The 18,031-nt window shown below is 69.9% G+C and carries 18 protein-coding genes; 3 read left to right on the top strand and 15 right to left on the bottom strand.

Going from position 1 to position 18,031, the window contains the following annotated elements; all coding sequences use genetic code 11:
• Positions 1 to 23: 23 nt before the first annotated feature.
• The 5 genes from FKO37_RS27540 to FKO37_RS27520 all read right to left on the bottom strand — a co-directional run bounded on the left by FKO37_RS27540 (position 24) and on the right by FKO37_RS27520 (position 4,840).
• Positions 24 to 848, bottom strand: coding sequence for an SDR family NAD(P)-dependent oxidoreductase (locus FKO37_RS27540; RefSeq protein ID WP_238606366.1), 825 nt, complete (start codon positions 846 to 848; stop codon positions 24 to 26).
• A 34-nt stretch (positions 849 to 882) separates the two neighbouring features.
• The gene (locus FKO37_RS27535) at positions 883 to 2,244 is read right to left on the bottom strand and encodes a solute carrier family 23 protein (RefSeq protein WP_238606365.1); all 1,362 of its coding nucleotides are present in this window, start codon (positions 2,242 to 2,244) and stop codon (positions 883 to 885) included.
• A gap of 101 nt (positions 2,245 to 2,345) precedes the next feature.
• Positions 2,346 to 2,768: a cupin domain-containing protein gene (locus FKO37_RS27530; RefSeq protein ID WP_037806104.1), complete on the bottom strand. Its 423-nt coding sequence runs from the start codon at positions 2,766 to 2,768 to the stop codon at positions 2,346 to 2,348.
• Positions 2,769 to 2,787: 19 nt separating this feature from the next.
• Positions 2,788 to 3,609, bottom strand: coding sequence for a phosphoenolpyruvate hydrolase family protein (locus tag FKO37_RS27525; protein WP_037806102.1), 822 nt, complete (start codon positions 3,607 to 3,609; stop codon positions 2,788 to 2,790).
• Complete coding sequence (locus FKO37_RS27520; RefSeq protein ID WP_238606364.1) at positions 3,596 to 4,840, bottom strand: Tm-1-like ATP-binding domain-containing protein; 1,245 nt, start codon at positions 4,838 to 4,840, stop codon at positions 3,596 to 3,598. The genes FKO37_RS27525 and FKO37_RS27520 overlap by 14 nt, the downstream gene beginning before the upstream one ends.
• A 113-nt stretch (positions 4,841 to 4,953) precedes the next feature.
• Between FKO37_RS27520 and FKO37_RS27515 the strand changes: the two genes are divergently transcribed.
• On the top strand, positions 4,954 to 6,387 hold the full coding sequence (locus FKO37_RS27515) for a PLP-dependent aminotransferase family protein (RefSeq protein ID WP_238606363.1): 1,434 nt from the start codon (positions 4,954 to 4,956) through the stop codon (positions 6,385 to 6,387).
• 10 nt (positions 6,388 to 6,397) lie between these two features.
• Here the strand turns inward: FKO37_RS27515 and FKO37_RS27510 are convergent, their stop codons facing one another.
• Genes FKO37_RS27510 through FKO37_RS27500 form a run of 3 tightly spaced genes read right to left on the bottom strand, consistent with a single transcriptional unit; the run spans position 6,398 to position 10,046 of the window.
• On the bottom strand, positions 6,398 to 7,699 hold the full coding sequence (locus FKO37_RS27510) for an MFS transporter (RefSeq protein ID WP_238606362.1): 1,302 nt from the start codon (positions 7,697 to 7,699) through the stop codon (positions 6,398 to 6,400).
• 14 nt (positions 7,700 to 7,713) lie between these two features.
• Positions 7,714 to 9,267, bottom strand: coding sequence for an acyl-CoA synthetase (locus FKO37_RS27505; RefSeq protein ID WP_238606361.1), 1,554 nt, complete (start codon positions 9,265 to 9,267; stop codon positions 7,714 to 7,716).
• A gap of 11 nt (positions 9,268 to 9,278) precedes the next feature.
• The gene (locus FKO37_RS27500) at positions 9,279 to 10,046 is read right to left on the bottom strand and encodes an enoyl-CoA hydratase/isomerase family protein (protein WP_037806097.1); all 768 of its coding nucleotides are present in this window, start codon (positions 10,044 to 10,046) and stop codon (positions 9,279 to 9,281) included.
• Positions 10,047 to 10,162: 116 nt separating this feature from the next.
• Between FKO37_RS27500 and FKO37_RS27495 the strand changes: the two genes are divergently transcribed.
• On the top strand, positions 10,163 to 11,065 hold the full coding sequence (locus FKO37_RS27495; RefSeq protein WP_037806096.1) for a LysR substrate-binding domain-containing protein: 903 nt from the start codon (positions 10,163 to 10,165) through the stop codon (positions 11,063 to 11,065).
• Positions 11,066 to 11,079: 14 nt separating this feature from the next.
• Here FKO37_RS27495 and FKO37_RS27490 read toward each other — a convergent pair whose 3' ends face one another.
• On the bottom strand, positions 11,080 to 11,403 hold the full coding sequence (locus FKO37_RS27490) for a 2Fe-2S iron-sulfur cluster-binding protein (RefSeq protein WP_037806095.1): 324 nt from the start codon (positions 11,401 to 11,403) through the stop codon (positions 11,080 to 11,082).
• 18 nt (positions 11,404 to 11,421) lie between these two features.
• A complete protein-coding gene (locus FKO37_RS27485) occupies positions 11,422 to 12,612 on the bottom strand; it encodes a cytochrome P450 (RefSeq protein WP_238606360.1) in 1,191 nt (396 codons plus the stop codon).
• An 89-nt stretch (positions 12,613 to 12,701) separates the two neighbouring features.
• Here FKO37_RS27485 and FKO37_RS27480 point away from each other — a divergent pair, with 89 nt between their 5' ends.
• The gene (locus FKO37_RS27480; protein ID WP_037806092.1) at positions 12,702 to 13,622 is read left to right on the top strand and encodes a LysR family transcriptional regulator; all 921 of its coding nucleotides are present in this window, start codon (positions 12,702 to 12,704) and stop codon (positions 13,620 to 13,622) included.
• Positions 13,623 to 13,726: 104 nt separating this feature from the next.
• Here the strand turns inward: FKO37_RS27480 and FKO37_RS27475 are convergent, their stop codons facing one another.
• The 5 genes from FKO37_RS27475 to FKO37_RS27455 form a co-directional block, all read right to left on the bottom strand.
• On the bottom strand, positions 13,727 to 13,918 hold the full coding sequence (locus FKO37_RS27475) for a hypothetical protein (RefSeq protein ID WP_238606359.1): 192 nt from the start codon (positions 13,916 to 13,918) through the stop codon (positions 13,727 to 13,729).
• A gap of 358 nt (positions 13,919 to 14,276) precedes the next feature.
• On the bottom strand, positions 14,277 to 15,416 hold the full coding sequence (locus tag FKO37_RS27470) for a permease (protein WP_238606358.1): 1,140 nt from the start codon (positions 15,414 to 15,416) through the stop codon (positions 14,277 to 14,279).
• Between the two features lie 222 nt (positions 15,417 to 15,638).
• Positions 15,639 to 16,844 (bottom strand): FAD-dependent oxidoreductase, encoded by a 1,206-nt coding sequence (locus FKO37_RS27465; RefSeq protein ID WP_037806086.1) that lies wholly within the window; start codon positions 16,842 to 16,844, stop codon positions 15,639 to 15,641.
• Positions 16,841 to 17,341 carry a nitroreductase family deazaflavin-dependent oxidoreductase gene (locus FKO37_RS27460; protein WP_238606357.1) on the bottom strand — a complete coding sequence of 167 codons (501 nt, stop codon included), beginning with the start codon at positions 17,339 to 17,341 and terminating at the stop codon, positions 16,841 to 16,843. The genes FKO37_RS27465 and FKO37_RS27460 overlap by 4 nt, the downstream gene beginning before the upstream one ends.
• Before the next feature lie 37 nt (positions 17,342 to 17,378).
• The gene (locus FKO37_RS27455) at positions 17,379 to 17,996 is read right to left on the bottom strand and encodes a TetR/AcrR family transcriptional regulator (RefSeq protein ID WP_238606356.1); all 618 of its coding nucleotides are present in this window, start codon (positions 17,994 to 17,996) and stop codon (positions 17,379 to 17,381) included.
• Positions 17,997 to 18,031: the final 35 nt, after the last annotated feature.

Below are 18,031 nucleotides of genomic sequence, written 5' to 3'. Positions count from 1 at the left end.
CGGACCAGACGGGCCAGTCGTGATCAGTACGGAGTCCCGCCGCCGTCCGCGTTCACCGCCTGCCCGCGGATCGCGAACGCGTTCTCCGACAGAAGGAATGAGATGACGCGGGCGACCTCGGTCAGGTCGAGGTGCCGTCCGGCTTGTTCGGTGATCATGGCGTCGAAGATGTCGCCCGCCGGTTCGTGGATGCGGTCGGAATAGGCGTCGGCCACCTGGCGGAGCATCGCGGTCGGCAGTCCTCCGGGGCACACGCAGTTGACGTTGATGTCCGCGTGGGCCAGCGCTGCCGACATCATCCTGGTTTCGTTGATCAGCGCGGCTTTGCTCGCGCTGTAGGCGAGCGATTGGGCGTGGCCGACCTTTCCTGCCTCGGAGGCGACGTTCACGATCGCGCCGGGACGGTTTTCCTCGATCAGGTGCTGTGCCACGAGCCTGGAGAGTTCGTAGGGGCCAACGACGTTGACTGCGAGCTGGCTTTCCCAGTCTGCTTGCGGAATCTGCAGCGGGTCGGAATGGCGGACGATGCCGGCGACGTTGGCGAGGCCGTCGATGCCCGAGAAGTGCGAGATGGCTTCGGCTGCCGCGTCCGCGATGCTCTCGGGCGAGCTCAGATCGACGACGAACGGGGCCGCTTGCCCGCCGAGTTCGCGGGCCGCGGCGGAGACGGCGTCGGCGCGGACGTCCATCAGGGCGACGCGGGCGCCTTCCGCGAGCAGCAGTTCCGCGGTCGCTCGGCCCAGGCCGCCGGCCGCGCCGGTGACGATGAAGCGCTTGCCCGCGTGGACGGGGAACACCTCCGGGTGCCGGACCGGCAGGGTCCGGGTCGCCGTGGTCTTGATGTGCATGATGCATTTCTCCTTGCTGGGCAGGCGGATTCGCCTATTCGGCGGGAGCGTGCCGCTGCAGCCCGTTGAAGATCAGGTTGAGGGCCACTGCCACGACTGCGGTCACGACGATTCCGCTTTGCAGCACCATTTGCAGGCCCTGCGGGAAGGCGTTGAAGATCTCCGGGTAGGAAGTCGGGACGAAACCGGCTCCGAGGCTTATCGCGACGACGATGAGGTTGCGGTCGTTGTGCAGGTCGGCCTTTCCCAGGGTCTGGATGCCGACCGTGGCGATGATGCCGAACAGCGTCATGAGGGCGGCGCCGACCGCGGGAGCCGGCAACGCCGCGGCCACGGCGGCCACCTTCGGCAGGCAGCTGAGCACGACCATCAGAACACCGGCGGCGGCCACGACCCAGCGGCTTTTCACGTTGCTGGCTCGCACCAGGCCGATGTTGCCGTTGAACGTGGTCGGCGGGACCGAACCCACGATCCCGCCCAGTACGGCGGCGACGCCTTCGGCGAGGATCCCGCGGCGGACTTCCTTGTCGGTGGGGCCCCGTCCGAGGATCTCGCCGACCGCGAAGTAGCTGGACGTGCATTCCACGCCCACGATCAGGACGGCGACGGTCATCGCCAGGACGGCGCTGAGATTGAACGTCGGCAGTCCGAAGTGGAACGGCACCACGAACGAGAACCAGTTCGCGTCGGCGACTCCGCTGAAGTCGGCGACCCCGACGGCGGCGCCCACCGCTCCCCCGGCGACCAGGCCGACGAGAATGGCGATGCTCTTCAGCAGGCCTTTGCCGAACCGGTAGATGAGGAGAACGGTCACGACGGTCGTCGCGGCGACCGCAAGATTGGCCGCGCTCCCGAACGACTTCGTGCCCGGCTCGCCGCCGCCGATCAGCTTCACCGTGATCGGCAGCAACGAGAGCCCGACCATCGCGATCACCGATCCGGTGACCACAGGCGGAAACACCCGGAGCAGCGCCCCGTACAGCGGCGAGGCGGCGGCGAGCACGAGCCCCGCGACGATGGAGGCGCCGAAGACGGCCAGCAGTCCGCCGATGCCGCCGCCGTTGGCGTTGCCGATGGCGATCGCCGGGCCGATCACCACAGCCGAACCGCCGAGCACCAGCGGTTTCCTGATCCCGATCAGCCAGACGCCGACCGTCTGCACGATCGTGGCGATGCCGCCGGCGAGGACCGTGGCGGCGAGGAACACCACTGTCTCCGCTTGGGGAAGGTGAATGCCGGCCGCGATGATGACCGGCAGCACGAGCACCGTCGCGTAGAAGGTCAGCAGGTGCTGGACGCTGTAGAGCGCGAACCGTCCGAGCCTCGGCACCTCGTCGACGGCTGCGTCGGCGTCGGCGGGGGCGGTGTTCGGGGCGGTTCTGGGCCGATCGACCATGATCGTCTCCCTCGGAACGGGGCGGGCTGGGCGTGGATCACGCCGTGCGTCCCCCACGCACGAGCGGCGGCCGGGAGGTCAGGCTTGCCCGGCTGAACGGATCATTCGGCGGGGCGCGCTTCCCGGACCCAGGTCGGGGTGATCCCGGCCGGGACCTCCTCGTAGTCGGGCAGGGACCGGAAGTTGCGCTCTTCCCCGCCCGGGCTGTAGGTCACGATCAGCCGCAGGGCCCGCCATCCGGTGTTGAAGGTCGAATGGTCCGCGCCGCGCGGCACGAACACCGCGTCGCCGGTCTTGATCGGGAACGCGTCGCTGTCGCCGACCGTCTGCACTCCCTCGCCCTCGATGACGTAGATGACTTCCTGGGCGTTGGGGTGGTTGTGGATCGCGTGCCCGCGTCCGGGGTAGACGATCACTTCGCCGACGGTGGTTTCGGCGCCCTCGATCGTGGACGGGTTCACCAGCCACTTGAGGGTTCCCCAGTCGAGGACCATCGTCGGCGTCTTTTCCGGTTCGACATGCATGCGGTTCTCCTCGGTTCGGTCACGCGCGCAGCGCGGTGAATGCCTTGACCTGGTCGACGATCGCCCGCTCGGTCGGCAGGCGTTCCATGGACGAGGCGCCGAAGAATCCGGCGACCCCGGTGGTGTGCTCGAGGACGTAGCGGACGTCCTCGGGTTCGGCGATCGGGCCGCCGTGGCAGAGCACCATTACGTCGGGGTTCTCCGCCACTGCGGCGTCGCGCATCTGCTGGATGCGCTCGACGGCGACCTCGAGCGTGACTGCCGTGCGCGCCCCGACGGAACCGGAGGTCGTCAAGCCGAGGTGCGGCACGACGATGTCCGCTCCCGCCGCGGTCATGGCTCTGGCCTGCTCGGGGTCGAAGACGTACGGCGACGTGATCAGGTCCCGCTCCCGGGCCGCGGCGACCAGGTCCACTTCGAGCTGGTACCCCATCCCGGTCTCTTCGAGGTTCTGCCGGAAGACGCCGTCGTAGAGCCCGACGGTCGGGAAGTTCTGCACCCCGGCGAATCCCATGTCCTTGAGGTCGTCGAGGAATTTCGGGATGACGCGGAACGGATCGGTTCCGCACACGCCCGCGAAGACCGGGATCTCCGACACTACCGGCAGCACTTCGCTCGCCATTTCGACCACGATCGCGTTGGCGTCCCCGTAGGGCAGCAGTCCGGCGAGCGACCCGCGGCCGGCCATCCGGTAGCGCCCGGAGTTGTAGATCACCAGCAGATCCGCCCCGCCGGCTTCGGCCAGTTTCGCGGAGAGACCGGTTCCGGCACCCGCTCCGATGATCGGCGCGCCGGAGCCGATTTTGGCGCGCCAGGCGGAAAGGCGGTCAGTTCTCTGCATTCTTGTTCTCCTCGGACACCGTCAGGTAGCGGAGCAGGGTCTCTGCTGCCGCGCGGGCGAATTCGGGGTCGTTGATGTGCGCGTCGACGTGGAGCACCTCGACTGGGCTGTCGGCGACGGCGGCGACCGCGGCGGTGGTCAAGGCCTCGTCGGCGGCGGCGTCTTCGAACAGGCCTCCGGAAGTGTCCAAAGCAGACACTCCGCGACCCGGGACGACCAGTGCGGTGGGGCCGGAGGCCGCGGCGAGCTTGCGTCCGAGGATGTCGCCCAGCTGCGCGGACTCCTCGACGGTCGTGCGCATCAGCGTGACGGTCGCATTGTGCTCGTACAGCAGCCGCGAGGCGAACCGCGGGGGAACCGTGTCCCGGGCTCCGAAGTTGACCATGTCCAGTGCGCCGAGGCTGACGACTTGCGGGATGCCGTGCGCCCCGGCCGCGGTGAGCCGGTCCGGACCGGCGGTGAGCACCCCGCCGACCAGTTCGTCCGCGAGTTCGGTGGTGGTCAGGTCGAGGACGCCGGCCAGGAAACCGCCCGCTGCCAGCCCTTCCAGTGCGCGGCCGCCGGCACCGGTCGCGTGGAAGACGAGCACCTCGTACCCCGCGTCCTCGAGAATGGCGCGGCACGCTTCGACCACCGGGGTTGTCACCCCGAACATCGATGCGGCCACGAGCGGCCGCTCGTCCGGCTCGGGTTCGCGGGCGGCGTAGCGCTCGGCCATCCCGGCTATCGCCGCCACGGCGTTTCCGAGCACTGCCTTCGAAAGCCGGTTGATTCCGGCGATGTCGACGACGCTGTACATGATGGTCACGTCGGACGCGCCCACGTACGGCGAGACGTCTCCGGAAGCCATCGTGCTCACCAGCAGCTTCGGGAAGCCGACCGGCAACGCCGCCATGGCAGCGGCGGCGATGGACGAGCCTCCCGAACCGCCTGCCGAAAGGAACCCGTCGATCGAGCCGTCCCGGGCGAGCTCGGCGACGACCCGGGCGGCTCCGGCGCTCATGGCGGCCAGCGCCTTTCCCCGGTCGTCGTCCTCGATCAGCTCGCGAATGCTGGTTCCCGCGCGCCTGGCGACCTCTTCGCGCGTGGTTTCGGGCGTGCCCGCCGGCTGGCCGGCGACACCGGCGTCGATCAGGTGCACGCGGTGGCCCAAGCCTTCGAGCTGGCTGCGCATCCACTGGAACTCCGCGCCCTTGGTATCGAGGGTCCCGAGCATCGCCACGGTAGCCATTGACTCCCCTACGGATCATCGTGCGCCGTCTTCGTTGTCCGGCCGGGCTAGAGTGTGCCCAGACGATAATTGGATCATCTAGGCCAATCGGCCGAAATTGGCTGGAGGACTCGGTGCGCCAGGTATCCGCGACGGAATTCGCGCAGGCCATCGCCGGGTGGCAGCAGCACGCCGGCCGCAAAGCGGAGCAGGTGGCCGCGGCGCTTCTCGACGCGCTGCAAGCTCAAGAGATCCCCTTCGGCTCTGTCCTCCCGGCCGAACGCGCCGCGGCCGCTGCCCTGGGAGTCAGCCGCACCACGATCACCGAGGCGTATTCGCTGCTGCGCGAGGGAGGCTTGCTGGAAAGCCGGCAGGGAAGCGGCTCCCGCCTGCACCGGCCCGACGGCAGCCGGAAAAGCCCGGCGTTGCCCAGCTTCGAGCCGGACAGCCGCCTGAGCAGCTTCTCCGACCGGGCCGGCGACGAATCCCGTCCCGGCCAGTTCGTCGATCTCTCCAGCGGCAGCCTCCCCGGCCTGCCCCTGGTCGCCGAAGCCTGGAGGCGGGCGGCCGACCGGGGCATCGACGCGCTGCTGGCCGCTGACGGCTACGAGCCGCGGGGCCACCTCCCTCTCCGCGAGTCGATCGCCGCGCTCTGCACGAGCACCGGGGTTCCCACCGATCCCGACCAGATTCTCGTGACTTCGGGGTCCCAGCAGGCTCTGGAGATCATTTCCCGCACGTGGATCGACGACAACGAGCCCATCGTCGTGGAGGACCCTTCCTACCGCGGCGCGCTCGAAGCGTTCCGGGCGCGCGGCGCGCAGATGTACACCATCGCGGTCGAACGCGACGGCGCCGACGTCCAGGCGCTGGAACGCATCACCCGGCGCACCCATCCGCGTTTCGTCTACCTCCTCCCCACCTCGCACAACCCCACCGGCGTCCACATGTCCGCGGAAAAACGGCAGACGGTCGCCGATCTCGCGAACGAACGCGGCTTCGTGGTGATCGAAGACGCGTCCAGCGCGCACCTCGCCTTCCGCCCGCCGCCGGCCGCGAGCCTGTTCGGAATGGTCAACCCCGCGCAGTCGGTCCTCATCGGATCGTTGTCGAAGCTGTTCTGGGGAGGCCTGCGGGTGGGCTGGATCCGCGGGCCGCGTCCGATGATCGAGCGGTTCCAGCGAGCGAAGGTCGCGATGGACCTCGGAACGTCGCTGCCGAGCCAGATCCTGGCGCAGGAACTGCTGCCGCACACCGCCGAAGCCATGAAAACGCGGGCCACCACGTTGCTCGACGGCCTGGCGGAACTCGAACAGGCCCTGACGCTGCACCTGCCGCATTGGTCGTGGACCCGGCCGGACGGAGGAAGCGGGCTGTGGGTCAGAGCCCCCGGAGTCGACACCGAGAGCCTGGCCGACGCGGCAAGGCTCTCGGGCGTGCGGTTCACGCCGGGACCGGCGTTTTCGTCAGTCGGCGGGCAGGCCGAGATGCTCCGGCTTCCCTTTGGCCTGACTGGTCACCTGGAGGATGCCGTCGCACGGTTGGCTGGCATCGCGAGTGTCAGCTGACCTCGCCCAGTCACCGCCTCGCCAGGTCCAGGTTTTTGGTCTCCCGGAACGCGAACCCGACCACCAGGGACGACACCACCGCGATCGCCATCAAGTACGCCCCCGGCGCCAGCGAGTTGCCGGTGAGCGTGACGAGCCCGGTCGCCACGAACGGCGCGGTCCCTCCGAAAAGGACATACGCCGCGGTGTAGCCGATCGCCGAGCCGCTGGCGCGGACCGGGCCCGGGAACATCTCCACCATCGCGGGCACGTTCGACGTGCCGATGACCGCGACCAGCACGGCGAGCACCGCGGTGCCGACCAGCGCCCCGGCGAATCCGGCGTGCATCAGCGCGAACGCGGGCAGCGTGCACACGGCGAACCCGAGGCACGACACCAGCAGCATCCGTTTGCGTCCGTACCGGTCGCTCGCCGACGCCATGAACGGGCAGGCCGCGCTGTAGCAGAGCATCGACACCACGCTCGCGATCAGCGACTGGGTGCGCGAGTAGTGCAGCTCGTCGGCCATGTACGTGATCATGTAGCTGCTCATCAGGTAGTACGCGATCGCATTGGTGATGCTGTAGCCGAAGAGCGTGAAGATCTGCCGCTTGTGCGAGCGGAGCGCGTCGCGCAATGGCTTGCGCTGCACGGAGTTCTCGCTTTGCAGCTGCCGGAACACCGGGCTGTCCTCGACCCGGCGGCGCAGGTACAGCCCGATCAGCCCGAGCGGACCGGCCAGCAGGAACGGCACCCGCCAGCCCCAGGTGTGCAGCGCGCCCGAGGACAAAGTGGAGGTCAGCAGCACCCCGACCGCCGATCCGGCGACGCTGGCCAGACCGACGGTGGCGGGCACGGTGCTGGCGAAACGGGCGCGCCGTCCGTCCGGCGCGTGCTCCATGATGAAGGCCGACGCGCCGGTGTACTCGCCGCCGGTGGAAAACCCCTGCAGCGTCCGCAGGACGAAGAGCAGGATCGGCGCGGCGACCCCGAGCGCGGAGTACGTGGGCAGCACGCCCATCAGGAACGTGGCCCCGCTCATCAGCAGCACGCTCAGCGCGAGCGTCCGGTTGCGGCCGATCCGGTCCCCGTAGTGCCCGAAGAACGCCGCGCCCAGCGGTCGCGCGACGAACCCGCCCGCGAAGATCGCCCACGTGGCCAGCAGTGCCGCCGACGGGTCGTTCTTGGGGAAGAACTCGGCGGCGATGGTGGACGACATCGTCGCGTAGGCGGCGGAGTCGAACCATTCGGTGAAATTGCCGATGCCCGAGGCGAGAGCGATCTTCCGCCTGCCGCGGGAAAGGGTCGCGGGCTGTTCGGTCCGGACGGTCATTGGCCGGCTCCTCGTCAGTCGGTGCCGGGGCCGCGATCGCGGTCCCGGAGGTCGGCCCGGCGGATCTTGCCGGTGGCGGACCGGGGCAGCACGTTCACGAACTCGATGTGCCGCGGGTAGGCGAAACGCGAATACGTCTCCTTGGCGAAAGCGCGCAGTTCTTCGGCGAGCGCGTCGCCGCCGTCGTAGCCGGGCGCGGGTTGCACCCAGGCCTTGACCGCCTGGCCGCGCACCGGGTCCGGAACGCCGACCACCCCGGCGTCGGCCACCGCCGGGTGGGCCCGCAGGGCGTGTTCCACCTCGAACGGGCTGACCCGGTACCCGGACGTCTTGATCACGTCGTCGGTGCGGCCGAGGAACCAGAAATAGCCGTCCTCGTCGGCGAAAGCCTGGTCGTTGGTGTGGTACCACCCGCCGCCGAAGACCGCCGCGGAGTCCTCCGGCCGGTTCCAGTACCCCAGCGGGTACTGCGGGTTCGACCGGGCGCGCAGGCAGATCTCGCCGGGCTCGCCCTGCGGCACCGGCTGCTCGCGCGCGTCCAGCAGCGCGACGTCCCAGCCCGGCAGCGGACGGCCCATCGAACCGGGTTTCACCGGCACCCCGGGGAAATTGCCGACCAGCGGGTACGACTCGGTGGAGCCGTAGTAATCCAGCAGCGGCACGCCGAACTGCCCGGTGAACCAGTCGATCAGGTCGGCGGTCAGCGGTTCGTTCGAGGAGCACACCACCCGCAGCTTGTGCGGGTAGCGCAGGCCCGCGTCCGGGACGTCGGCGGCCATCTTGCGCAGGAACGTCGGGTTCACCAAGGCGGTGGTGGCCCCGTTGCGGGACAGGGAATCGAGCAGGCCCTCGGGGTCGAACCCGCCTGCCGGGCGGTAGACGAGCTGCGTCGCGCCGGCGCGCAGCGGCCCCAGCAGCTTCGCCATCGACCACGCCCAGTCCCCGGCTCCGTAGAACACGTCCCCGGGGCGCAGGTCGTGGCAGTAGCGGAACTCGTTGTGCCCCAGCAGCGTCCGGTGCGCGTGCACGATGCCCTTAGCCTTGCCGGTGGTGCCCGAGGTGTAGAAGATCAGCGCCGGATCGTCTGCGGCGGTGTCCGCCGTCTCGAATCGCGGCGGCAGTTTTTCGATCGCCGGGTCGTCGATCTCGACGATGTGCCCGGCGAAGCCGCGGACGCGGTCGCGCGCCTCGGGTTCGGTCACCAGCACGGTGGCTCCGGAGTCGGCCAGCCGGTAGCGGATCGGCTCGTCGGCCCACAACAGGGACATGGTCACCAGGATCGCGCCGGTGCGCAGCACGCCGAGATAGGCGGCCGGGGTGTCGGGCCGCTGCGGAAGGAGCACCGCCACCCGGTCGCCGGGCCGCACTCCCCGATTCCACAGGTGCGCGGCCACCTGGCGGGAGCGGTCCTGCACCTCGCCCCACGAGATCTCGCGGTGCGTGCCGAGGTGGTCCTCGAAGATCAGCGCGGTGGCGGCGCGGTCGTGGCGGTCGGCCACGTCGGCGGCCATGTTGTAGCGCGGCGGGACTTCCCAGTCGTGCCCGGCGCGCAGCTCGTCGTAGTTCACCCGATGCCCTTTCAGCGCTTCTTGGCGGCCAGGAACCGCGCCATCTCCCGCTGCGGCTCCCCCGTCGCGTAAGCCTCGGCGTGGATCTTCTTGGCCGCGGTCACCGCCTGCGCCAGCGCGTCGTCGTCCAGCTCGCGGAGCCGGGCCTTGGTGAGCGCGACGGCGCCCGGCGGCAGCGCGGCGATCGCGCGGGCCTGCGCGACGGCGGCATCGAGCACCTCGTCCTCGGCGACGAGCCGGGTGAGCAGGCCGAGGCGGTGCGCTTCGACGCCGTCGACGAGCTGGGCGGTCAGGGCGAACTCGGCGGTCTTGGCGCGGCCGAGGATGTCCCACATCGCCCAGATCCCGGTGATGCTGGGGATCCCGGAGGCCACCTCGGGCTGGCCCATAGTGACCCCGGCGTGCCCGATCCGCAGGTCAGCCACCAGCGCGTACTGGAAGCCGGAACCGGCGACGACGCCGTTGACCGCGGCGACGGTCGGCTTCCGCAGCTCGCGGACCGCGCGGTACAGGCGGTCGAAATCGTCGATCCAGGCCTCCGCGGCGGCGTGGTCGTCCGGGCGGATCGCTGCCGTCTCGGCCAGATCCTGCCCGGCGCAGAACGCCCGCCCGGCCCCGGTCAGGACCACGCCGCGGCAGGTCGGGTCCTCGTCCAGTTCGCGCAGGTGCCCGATCAGCCGCTCCCGCATCGCGTGGGTCCACGCGTTGAGCTTCTCCGGCCGGTTCAACGTCAGGACCGCGATCTCGTCCCGGCGGTCGAGCAGCACTGTTTCACTCATGGAGGTCGTTTCCTTCGCTCGTCGTCTGCGTCGCGGACAAGAAGAACAGCGCGAGGCCGCCGCTGGCCAACACCAACTGCGACCTGCGGCGATATCAGGTTGGTATGGTTCGGCGGATGGAGCTGCGGCATCTGCGGTACTTCGTCGTCCTGAGCGAGGAACTGCACTTCGGGCGGGCCGCGAAACGGCTGCACATGGCGCAGCCGCCGCTGTCGCAGCGGATCCGGGACCTCGAGCGCGAGCTGGGCGTCGAACTGTTCCATCGGGGCCGGGGCGGCGTGCGGCTCACCGAGGCGGGCGCGCTGCTGCTCGAACACACGCGTCCGGTGCTCGAAGGCGTGGACAGCGCGCGGGAGGCGATGCGCCGGATCCTGCCCGGCACGTCGGGCACGCTGCGCGCGGGAATTCCCCCGGACACGATGCCCACGGTGCTGCGCACGATCGCCGCCGCGTTCGCCGCGAAAGCGCCGGAGGTGCTGCTGGAGCTGCACGAGGTGAGCACGGACGAACAGATCGCCCGGCTGCGGGAGGGCAAGCTCGACGTCGGACTCGTGCGCCACCCCTCCGACACCGTCGGACTGGAGTCAGGACCGGTCCTGTCCCGGCCGCTCGGAGTCGTGCTGCCGGCGGCGCACCGGCTCGCGGACGCGGACGTCGTGCGGCTGCGCGACCTCAACGGCGCCCCGCTGGTCATCTTCCAGCGCGAGATGGCGCCGCGGCTCTACGACCACATCCTCGCGATCTGCCGCGACAACGGCTTCCTGCCCGGCGCGATCCGGCACGCGCGCAACCCGAACTTCACGCACGGGCTCGTGCTCGCCGGAATGGGCGTGCACTTCAACGAGGAACACCCGCTGCCCGACGGCCTGACCTGGCGTCCGCTCGACGAGAACCGGCTGCGGTGGGCGAGTTCGGTCGTCTGGGTGCCGACGCGCGCCAACGACGTCATCGCGGGATTCGCCGCGGTGGCCGAGGAAGCCCTGCGGGCCGCCGGGCACGGGATGTCCACTGTGAACTGACCAGCGCCCCGGATTCAGAGCTGGGTGTCAGGCACGTCCACTTCGATTTCTTCCAGCGCACCGCCCAGTTTCAGCTGGCAGCCGAGGCGGCTGCGTCGCTCGTCGCGGGGCGCCGCGGTGCACTCGAGCATTTCGTCCTCGTCCTCGGACAGCGGCGGCACCGCCGACAGGTAGGGCTCGCGGACGTAGACATGGCAGGTCGCGCACATCGCCTGTCCGCCGCATTCGCCGACGATCCCGTCGACGCCGTTCTCCACGGCGGCACGCATGACGGTGCTGTCCGCCGCGACCGCGACAGTGCTGACCGCCCCGTCGCGGTGGAAGGTGACCTTGGGCATTCGGTTCTCCTCGAGGATTCAGTCCCAGTGCACGGGCAGGGAAAGCACGCCGCGGAAGACCCAGCCGCCCACCGTCGCGGGCCGGGCCGGATCGGGGCGCAGCCCGGGGAATTCGGCGAACAGCCGCGGCAGCGCGACGCTCACCACGGACGCGCGGGCGACCCACGCACCTGCGCAGAAATGGTTCCCCCCGCCGAAAGCGAGGTGCGGTTTGCGCGGCCGGTCGATATCGAAGACCGCTGGATCGACGAACACCGCGGGATCCCGGTTGGCCGCACCGAGCACGATGCCAAGCCGCGCGCCCCGGGGCACCGCGAGCCCGGCCAGTTCGGTGTCTCGCGTCGCCTGCCGGGGATACATGCCGATCGGCGCGACCCAGCGAAGGGACTCCTCGAAGGCATCCCGCCACCGTTGCCCGGCGAGCACCGCCGCCCGCTGCGCCGGATAGGTCAGCAACGCCCACGCCGTGGTCGCGAGCGCGTCGCGCGGTTCGTTGACCCCGCCGCCGATGGTCATTTTCACGTTGGCGCGCAACGCATCCACCGGCATTCCGGAGGAGGCGAGCACGGACAGCAGGCTGCCGTCGGGTTCGGCGCGCAGGAGCGGCAACAGTTCGTCGATCGCCTCGTCCACCTCGCGGGACGAGCGCTCCGCGGCGGCCCACACCCGCGGGTCGTCGGCGTAGTTGCCGGTGCCGTCGATGAGCGTCTGCGACCACCGTTGCAGATCCCCCTGACCGGCATTGCGGAACCCGAGGACGGCACGCAAATTGTCGGCGGCATACGGCGCGGCGAACTCGGCGACGAGGTCGGCGCCCGGGCCCGCGGCACGCAACTTTTCCGCGTACGTGCGGTAATTGCGCTCGAAGACCGCTTCCCACTGCTGTTTGACCGCCTTCGGCCGCAACACCCCGCCGTACGCTTTGCGCTCGGCATCGTGCTCGGGGTCGTCCTTGCGCAGCATGCTGTGGCCCATCGAGCGCTTCATCAACGACTGCGCTTCGTCGGCGGAAAACCGTTCCTGGTCGAGTTCGACGGTGTGGCAGGCTTCGTGGCCCACCACCAGGTAGCGATCCAGCGCCGGAACCCAATGGATCGGCGCTCGCGCCAGGAGCCGTTCGTAGATCGGGTAAGGGTCGGTGTACAGGGCGGGGATTTCCACCCGGTCCGCGGTCGGGATTTCGCGCGCCGCTGTCGTGTCGAGTGTCATCGTCGACCTCCTCGCTCCCAGCGTGAGCCAGGCCACCACGACAGGTAAAGTTCAAATAACCTGCGAACAACCACAGCTGAGGTTTGGTTATGCCTGGCTACACCCTCCGCCAGCTCGAGTACTTCGCGGCGGTAGCGGAGGCGAAGTCGATCTCGGCGGCCGCCGCGGAACTGCACGTGACTCCGACCGCGGTGGCTTCCGCGCTCACCGAACTGGAACGCGTGCTGCGCACCCAACTGGTGGTCCGCCGCAAGGCGCACGGCATCACGCTGACGCCGACCGGCCAGTACCTGCGAGAGCGCATCGCCGGCCTGCTGCGCGACGCCGACGAACTCGAACGGGCGGCCGCGGGCGGAGGCCGCGAACTCGCCGGGCCGCTGGCGCTGGGGTGCTACTCCACGGTGGCGCCGACGGTGGTCCCCATCCTGATGGAGTGGGTGCGCGACCAGCACCCGCGCGTGGATCTGTCCGTGGTCACCGGCAGCCAAGCCGAACTGCCGCAGCGGCTGCTGGCCGGCGGTCTCGATGTCGCAGTCGGCTACGACATGGCGCTGCCAGACGGACTGGACTCCGTCCCGCTGTACAGCGCCCCGCCGTACGCACTGCTGCCCGCCGCGCACCGACTGGCCGGCCGCGACACGGTACGGCTGGCCGAACTGGCCGACGACCCCATGATCATGCTGGACTTCCCGCCCGCGGCCCAGCACACCCGCGAACTGTACGAGCGGGCCGGGATCGAACCCCGCGTCGCGCACCGGACCGCCGATTTCGAACTGACCCGCTCGCTGGTCGCCCGCGGGTTCGGTTATTCGGTGCTGATCCAGCGCCCCACGGTGAACCGGTCGTACGAGGACCTGCCGCTCGCGCTGTGCGACCTCGAGCCTGCGGAACCGGCCGCGAACGTGGTGATGATGTGGCCCCGCGAGGTCCGCCTGAACGACCGAGCAGCCGCGCTGGTCGAGTTCGCCGCTCGCAACGCTGACCGGCTGGACCCGCGGCGGCGCGCCTGAAGGTCAGCCCCGGTCCAGGTACCGACGGATCGGTTGGCACCGCAGAGCAGCGTGCACACGCTGGACCGGCCACAACGCCCGCGTTCTCTCCGCGCCGAACCTGGTTAGATGTGCGTGAACCGCACGACAGCCTTCGATCCCTCGAGCGCGACCACCTCGAACGACAGCTTGTTGATGCTGGACGCGCCACCCTGGTTCGGCGTCTGCCCCATCGCCGACATCACCATCCCGGACGGCGAAACGGACTGAAAGTCGACCCCTGCGGACGAAACCGCGGTGATGTCCAGCGAACTCATCCCGAGACTCCTGTTGAAGCGGATGGTCACCGGCCCGGTCACCAGGATCTCGCAGTCGCCGTCGGCGCAGGCGCGCAGATTCGTCCCGTCCGCCGCTGCGGGGAACGGCGCTTTACTGGTCGTGGGCGCGGCGCTGCTCGATGCCGCGGTCGCGGTGGTACTCGCCGGGGCCGGAGACGACGGCGGCGTAGTCGTCGATGCGGTCGGCGAGCCGCCGCACGCGGAGACGGCCCCGGCCACCGTCAGGATTGTGAGGACCGTCCTGGCCATCAGGTATCGCATGCGGGAACGCTAATCCGGGTGTTCCGGGACCGGTCCCGGAACACCCGGGCCGCCGAAAAACCGCCGTGGCGGCGCGTCATCGCCCGTCGGCGGGCCCGTTCATCATGCGCAGCATGCCCAGTCCGCCGGTGCGGACGAACCGCACGACGAGCAGCCCAGCAACGGCGAGGAAGGCGATGTTCAGCCAGGCGGTGTAGTTCCACGAGATGCCCGCAGCCGCCACGATCGCCTGCCGCTGCCCCGGAATCAGCCCGGCGGCCCCGAAAAGCAGTTCGACGAGATAGCCCGCGCCGACCATCGCGGCGTAGAACGTCGCCAGCAGGACGAGCGTCATCCGGACGCCGTAGTACTTCCGGTAGATGTTCAGGATCGGCAGGATCAGCAGATCGGCGAAGAGGAACGAGACGACCCCGCCGAAGCTGATGCCGCCGTTCCACAGCACCGCCGCCAGCGGGACGTTCCCGATCGAGCACACGAACGACAGGATCGCGACGACCGGCCCGATCAGCGGCCCCCACACCGCCGAGACGACCGGGTCGCCGGAGAAGAAGAACGCCCGCCAGAACGCGTCCGGCACCCACGCGCCGATCGCGCCCGCGATCAGCAAGCCGATCAGCAGGTCGCGCAGGATCGCCGCCCACTCCATCACGAAAACCTGCGCCACCGCGGTGAATCCTTGCGGGGAAAGCAGTCTCGCCGCCGCCGAGCCCTCCGCCTGGACCGACATGTCCATCGCGGCGTGGCCTTCCATCGAACCGGCCAGCCCGCGCTCCGCCTGGTCCCGGGCCCGGTCGATCAGCTTCTTCCGGACGAACAGCCGGAACAGCACCGCGAGCAGCACGATCATGATCGGCCCGCCGACGAACTCCGCAGCGGTGAACTGCCAGCCCATCAGCAACGCCAGGATCACCCCGAGCTCGACCACCAGATTCGTGGAGCCGATCTCGAACGCCATCGCCGCGGTGAAGTCAGCGCCCTTGCGAAACAGCGAACGGGCCAGCGCGACCGCGGCGTAGGAACACGACGAGGACGCCGCGCCGAGCAACGACGACACCGCCAGCGTCCGCGGCCGCCGGTCGCCCATCAACCGCACGATCGTGGATCTGCGCACCACCGCCTGCACCACCGCGGACAGCAGGAAACCCAGGATCAGGGCCCAGAGAATCTCCCAGGCCATCGACCCCGCGAAAGCCAGCGCACGCCAGATCGCGTCCATCGCCCGAGCCTAAGCTCCGCCGGACTGTCCGGCATCGCGTCGGCAAGCACAGGCGAATCCGGCCGAACCCAGCTCCCACGACGATCATGGTGCCGGTGGGCAGTTCCCGCGAAGCGAAATGGGCACAGCCGGTCCGGACTTAGCGCCTGTTTCCGACTCGGCCGCCGCGGCACCGGTCGCATGCACGCCGCCAAACTGTCCACAATGGAGCGACCTGCGCGGCTACCGGACTGGGGAGCCAGCAGCGTCCGGTGCCGACGCGAGGGCGCGAACGACCGCGGTTTGCTTGCCCGACAAAAACTTGACGAGGAACCGGTTCAGTACCGGGAGCCGGAAGAGCCGCAACGCGGCGCGGCGGGCCAGCAGTTCCGCCCGCGATCTCGGCAGGAACCACCGTGCGCTCTTGAGGGCGGCTGCCTGTTTGTCGGCGACGACCGGACGCCACAGCCGCTCGTAGTTTTCCAGCGCATCCGGCACGGTAGCGGCGCGAGCCACTTGCTCGGCGAGCACGTACGCTCCGCCGATTCCCAGCGAGGCGCCCATTCCCGCGAGCAGCGAGACCGCGTAACCCGCGTCGCCGACCAGGACGACACGGCCGCTGCTCCACCGCGGCATCACGATCTGCGCCACCTGGTCGTAGTAGACCTCGTCGTTCGGCGGACAGGCGGCGAGAACGCGCGGCGCGACCCAGCCGAGCCGCCGGTACTCACGGCGAAGCGCGGCGACCCGGTCCTCGGGCAGCGTCGGGTCCGTCGCACGGTGGACGGCGAAAACGGCGACCCGGCCGTCCCGGAGCCCGTAGCAGCCGAGCTCGGCGCCGATGCTGTCGGAGAGGCAGAACCGGTCGCGTACCAGCGCCTGTACCTCCGGGTCCTCGAACGTGTAAGCCGCGGTGTGGAAGCCGAGGTACTTGAGAAAACTAGTCTCCGGGCCGAACACCAGCTCGCGGACGGTCGAATGCACCCCGTCGGCGCCGACCAGCAGATCCGCCTCGGATGAGGCCCCGTCGGCCGTGTCGACGCGGACGCTCCCCGCTCCGTCCGAGACGCCGACGACCTCGGCGCCGAATCGGAGTTCGACGTCTTCGGGCAGGCTTTCCCGCAGGGCCGACTCGAGATCCGGCCGCATGATGCTCAGGAGCCGTCCGCCGACGGGCTTGGCGAACGCGTCGTACCGGATCACGGCGCGCTGCCGGCCGGATTCGTCGTAGTAGCCCGCCTCCTCGACGTCGTAGCCGAGTTCGCGCAGCCGAGGGAGAACGCCCATCGCTTCCACCGCGTCGTACCCGGGTCCCATGAAGTCGATCATGTAGCCCTGCGCGCGCGGGGCCGGTGCGCGTTCCAGCACCACGACCTCCCAGCCGCGCCGCGCCAGGCACTGCGCCGCGGCCAGGCCCGCGATTCCCGCGCCGCACACGACGGCCTTCACGATCCCGCCCCGTCCAGGCGCAGTTCGACCATCGGCAACTCGGTGTCGCGTTCGCTGATCGCCGTGCCGAGAGTGTTCTCCAGAATCGTCTTGAACTTGCGCCACGCCCGCGGATGCTTGCGCACATAGACCGCCAGCGCGGCGTCCGCCTCCTTGGTGGACAGTTTCCGCGCAGTCGCCGGAGACAGGCCGCGCGCACCGCTGGCCACCCGCACCCGCGGCTCGGCGAGAAGGTTGCGATACCACTGCGCCCGGTCGCCGAAACCGGACGCCACCACGTACGTGTCGTGATCCGGGTGCCCGATGACCTCCAGCACGACGTAACGCCGGGCTCCGGACTTGCGGCCGACGTGCTCGAGCAGCAGCATCCGCGAGCCGAAAAGGAAACCGAGCCGGGCGCGGTAGAGCCAGATCGGAGCGCGCATCAGCCGCCGGTTGCGCAGCAGCCGGGCGCCCGCGCGGCCAACGGCGTCTGAAGACGGGGTGGCATTGGTCATCTGTCGACCTCGATTCACTGGTGATGGAAAGGGTTCGTCAGGCCGAACCCCGCAGGCCGTCGCGGTACACGGCGAACACCTCGGTCCCCCAGCGGCGCATCCCGTCGGCCGACAGCGGGTCGACGCCGAGGACCTCGCGCAGCCGGTCGCGCAGGATCAGCACCGCGAGGTCGTTGGCAAGCAGGAACGCCGCGCGCACATCGGGATCCGAGCCGGTGTCCGCCATTCCGGCGCTCGCCATGGCCGCCAGCGTGTCCTGGCTCAGCGCGTAGAGCTTGCCGAACAACCCCGACGCCGCCGGCCCGCCGCCGAGCAGCAGCCACCCGAGGTACCCGGGGACGGCCGAGCCCGCCGGAAGGCCGCCGGACACCGCCTCGGCCAGACTCGGCACCGCCTCCGGATCGAACGGACCGTCCCCGCTCGGGGCGACAGCCTCGGCGAGCATCGCCCCGAAAACCTGGACCACGTGCTCGTCGACCGCTTCCCGCAGCCCGTCCTTGGACCCGTAGTGCCGGATCACCAACGCCGGCGAAACGCTGGCCGCCGCCGCGACGTCGCGAACCGTCACCGCGTCCGGACCGCGCTCGCCGAACAGCCGCAGCGCCTCGTCGCGGATCCTCGCCTTCGCGGTGCGGTCGTCCGGTAGTGAACTCATGTTCATCATTATAAACAGATGTTCACTCAGCTCGC

This window comes from Amycolatopsis sp. Poz14 (assembly GCF_006704225.1).
In the GTDB taxonomy this organism is placed as follows: Bacteria; Actinomycetota; Actinomycetes; order Mycobacteriales; family Pseudonocardiaceae; genus Amycolatopsis; species Amycolatopsis nivea.
The sequence above is the reverse complement of the archived record's forward strand: the minus strand, read 5'-3'. Positions and strand labels throughout refer to the sequence as shown.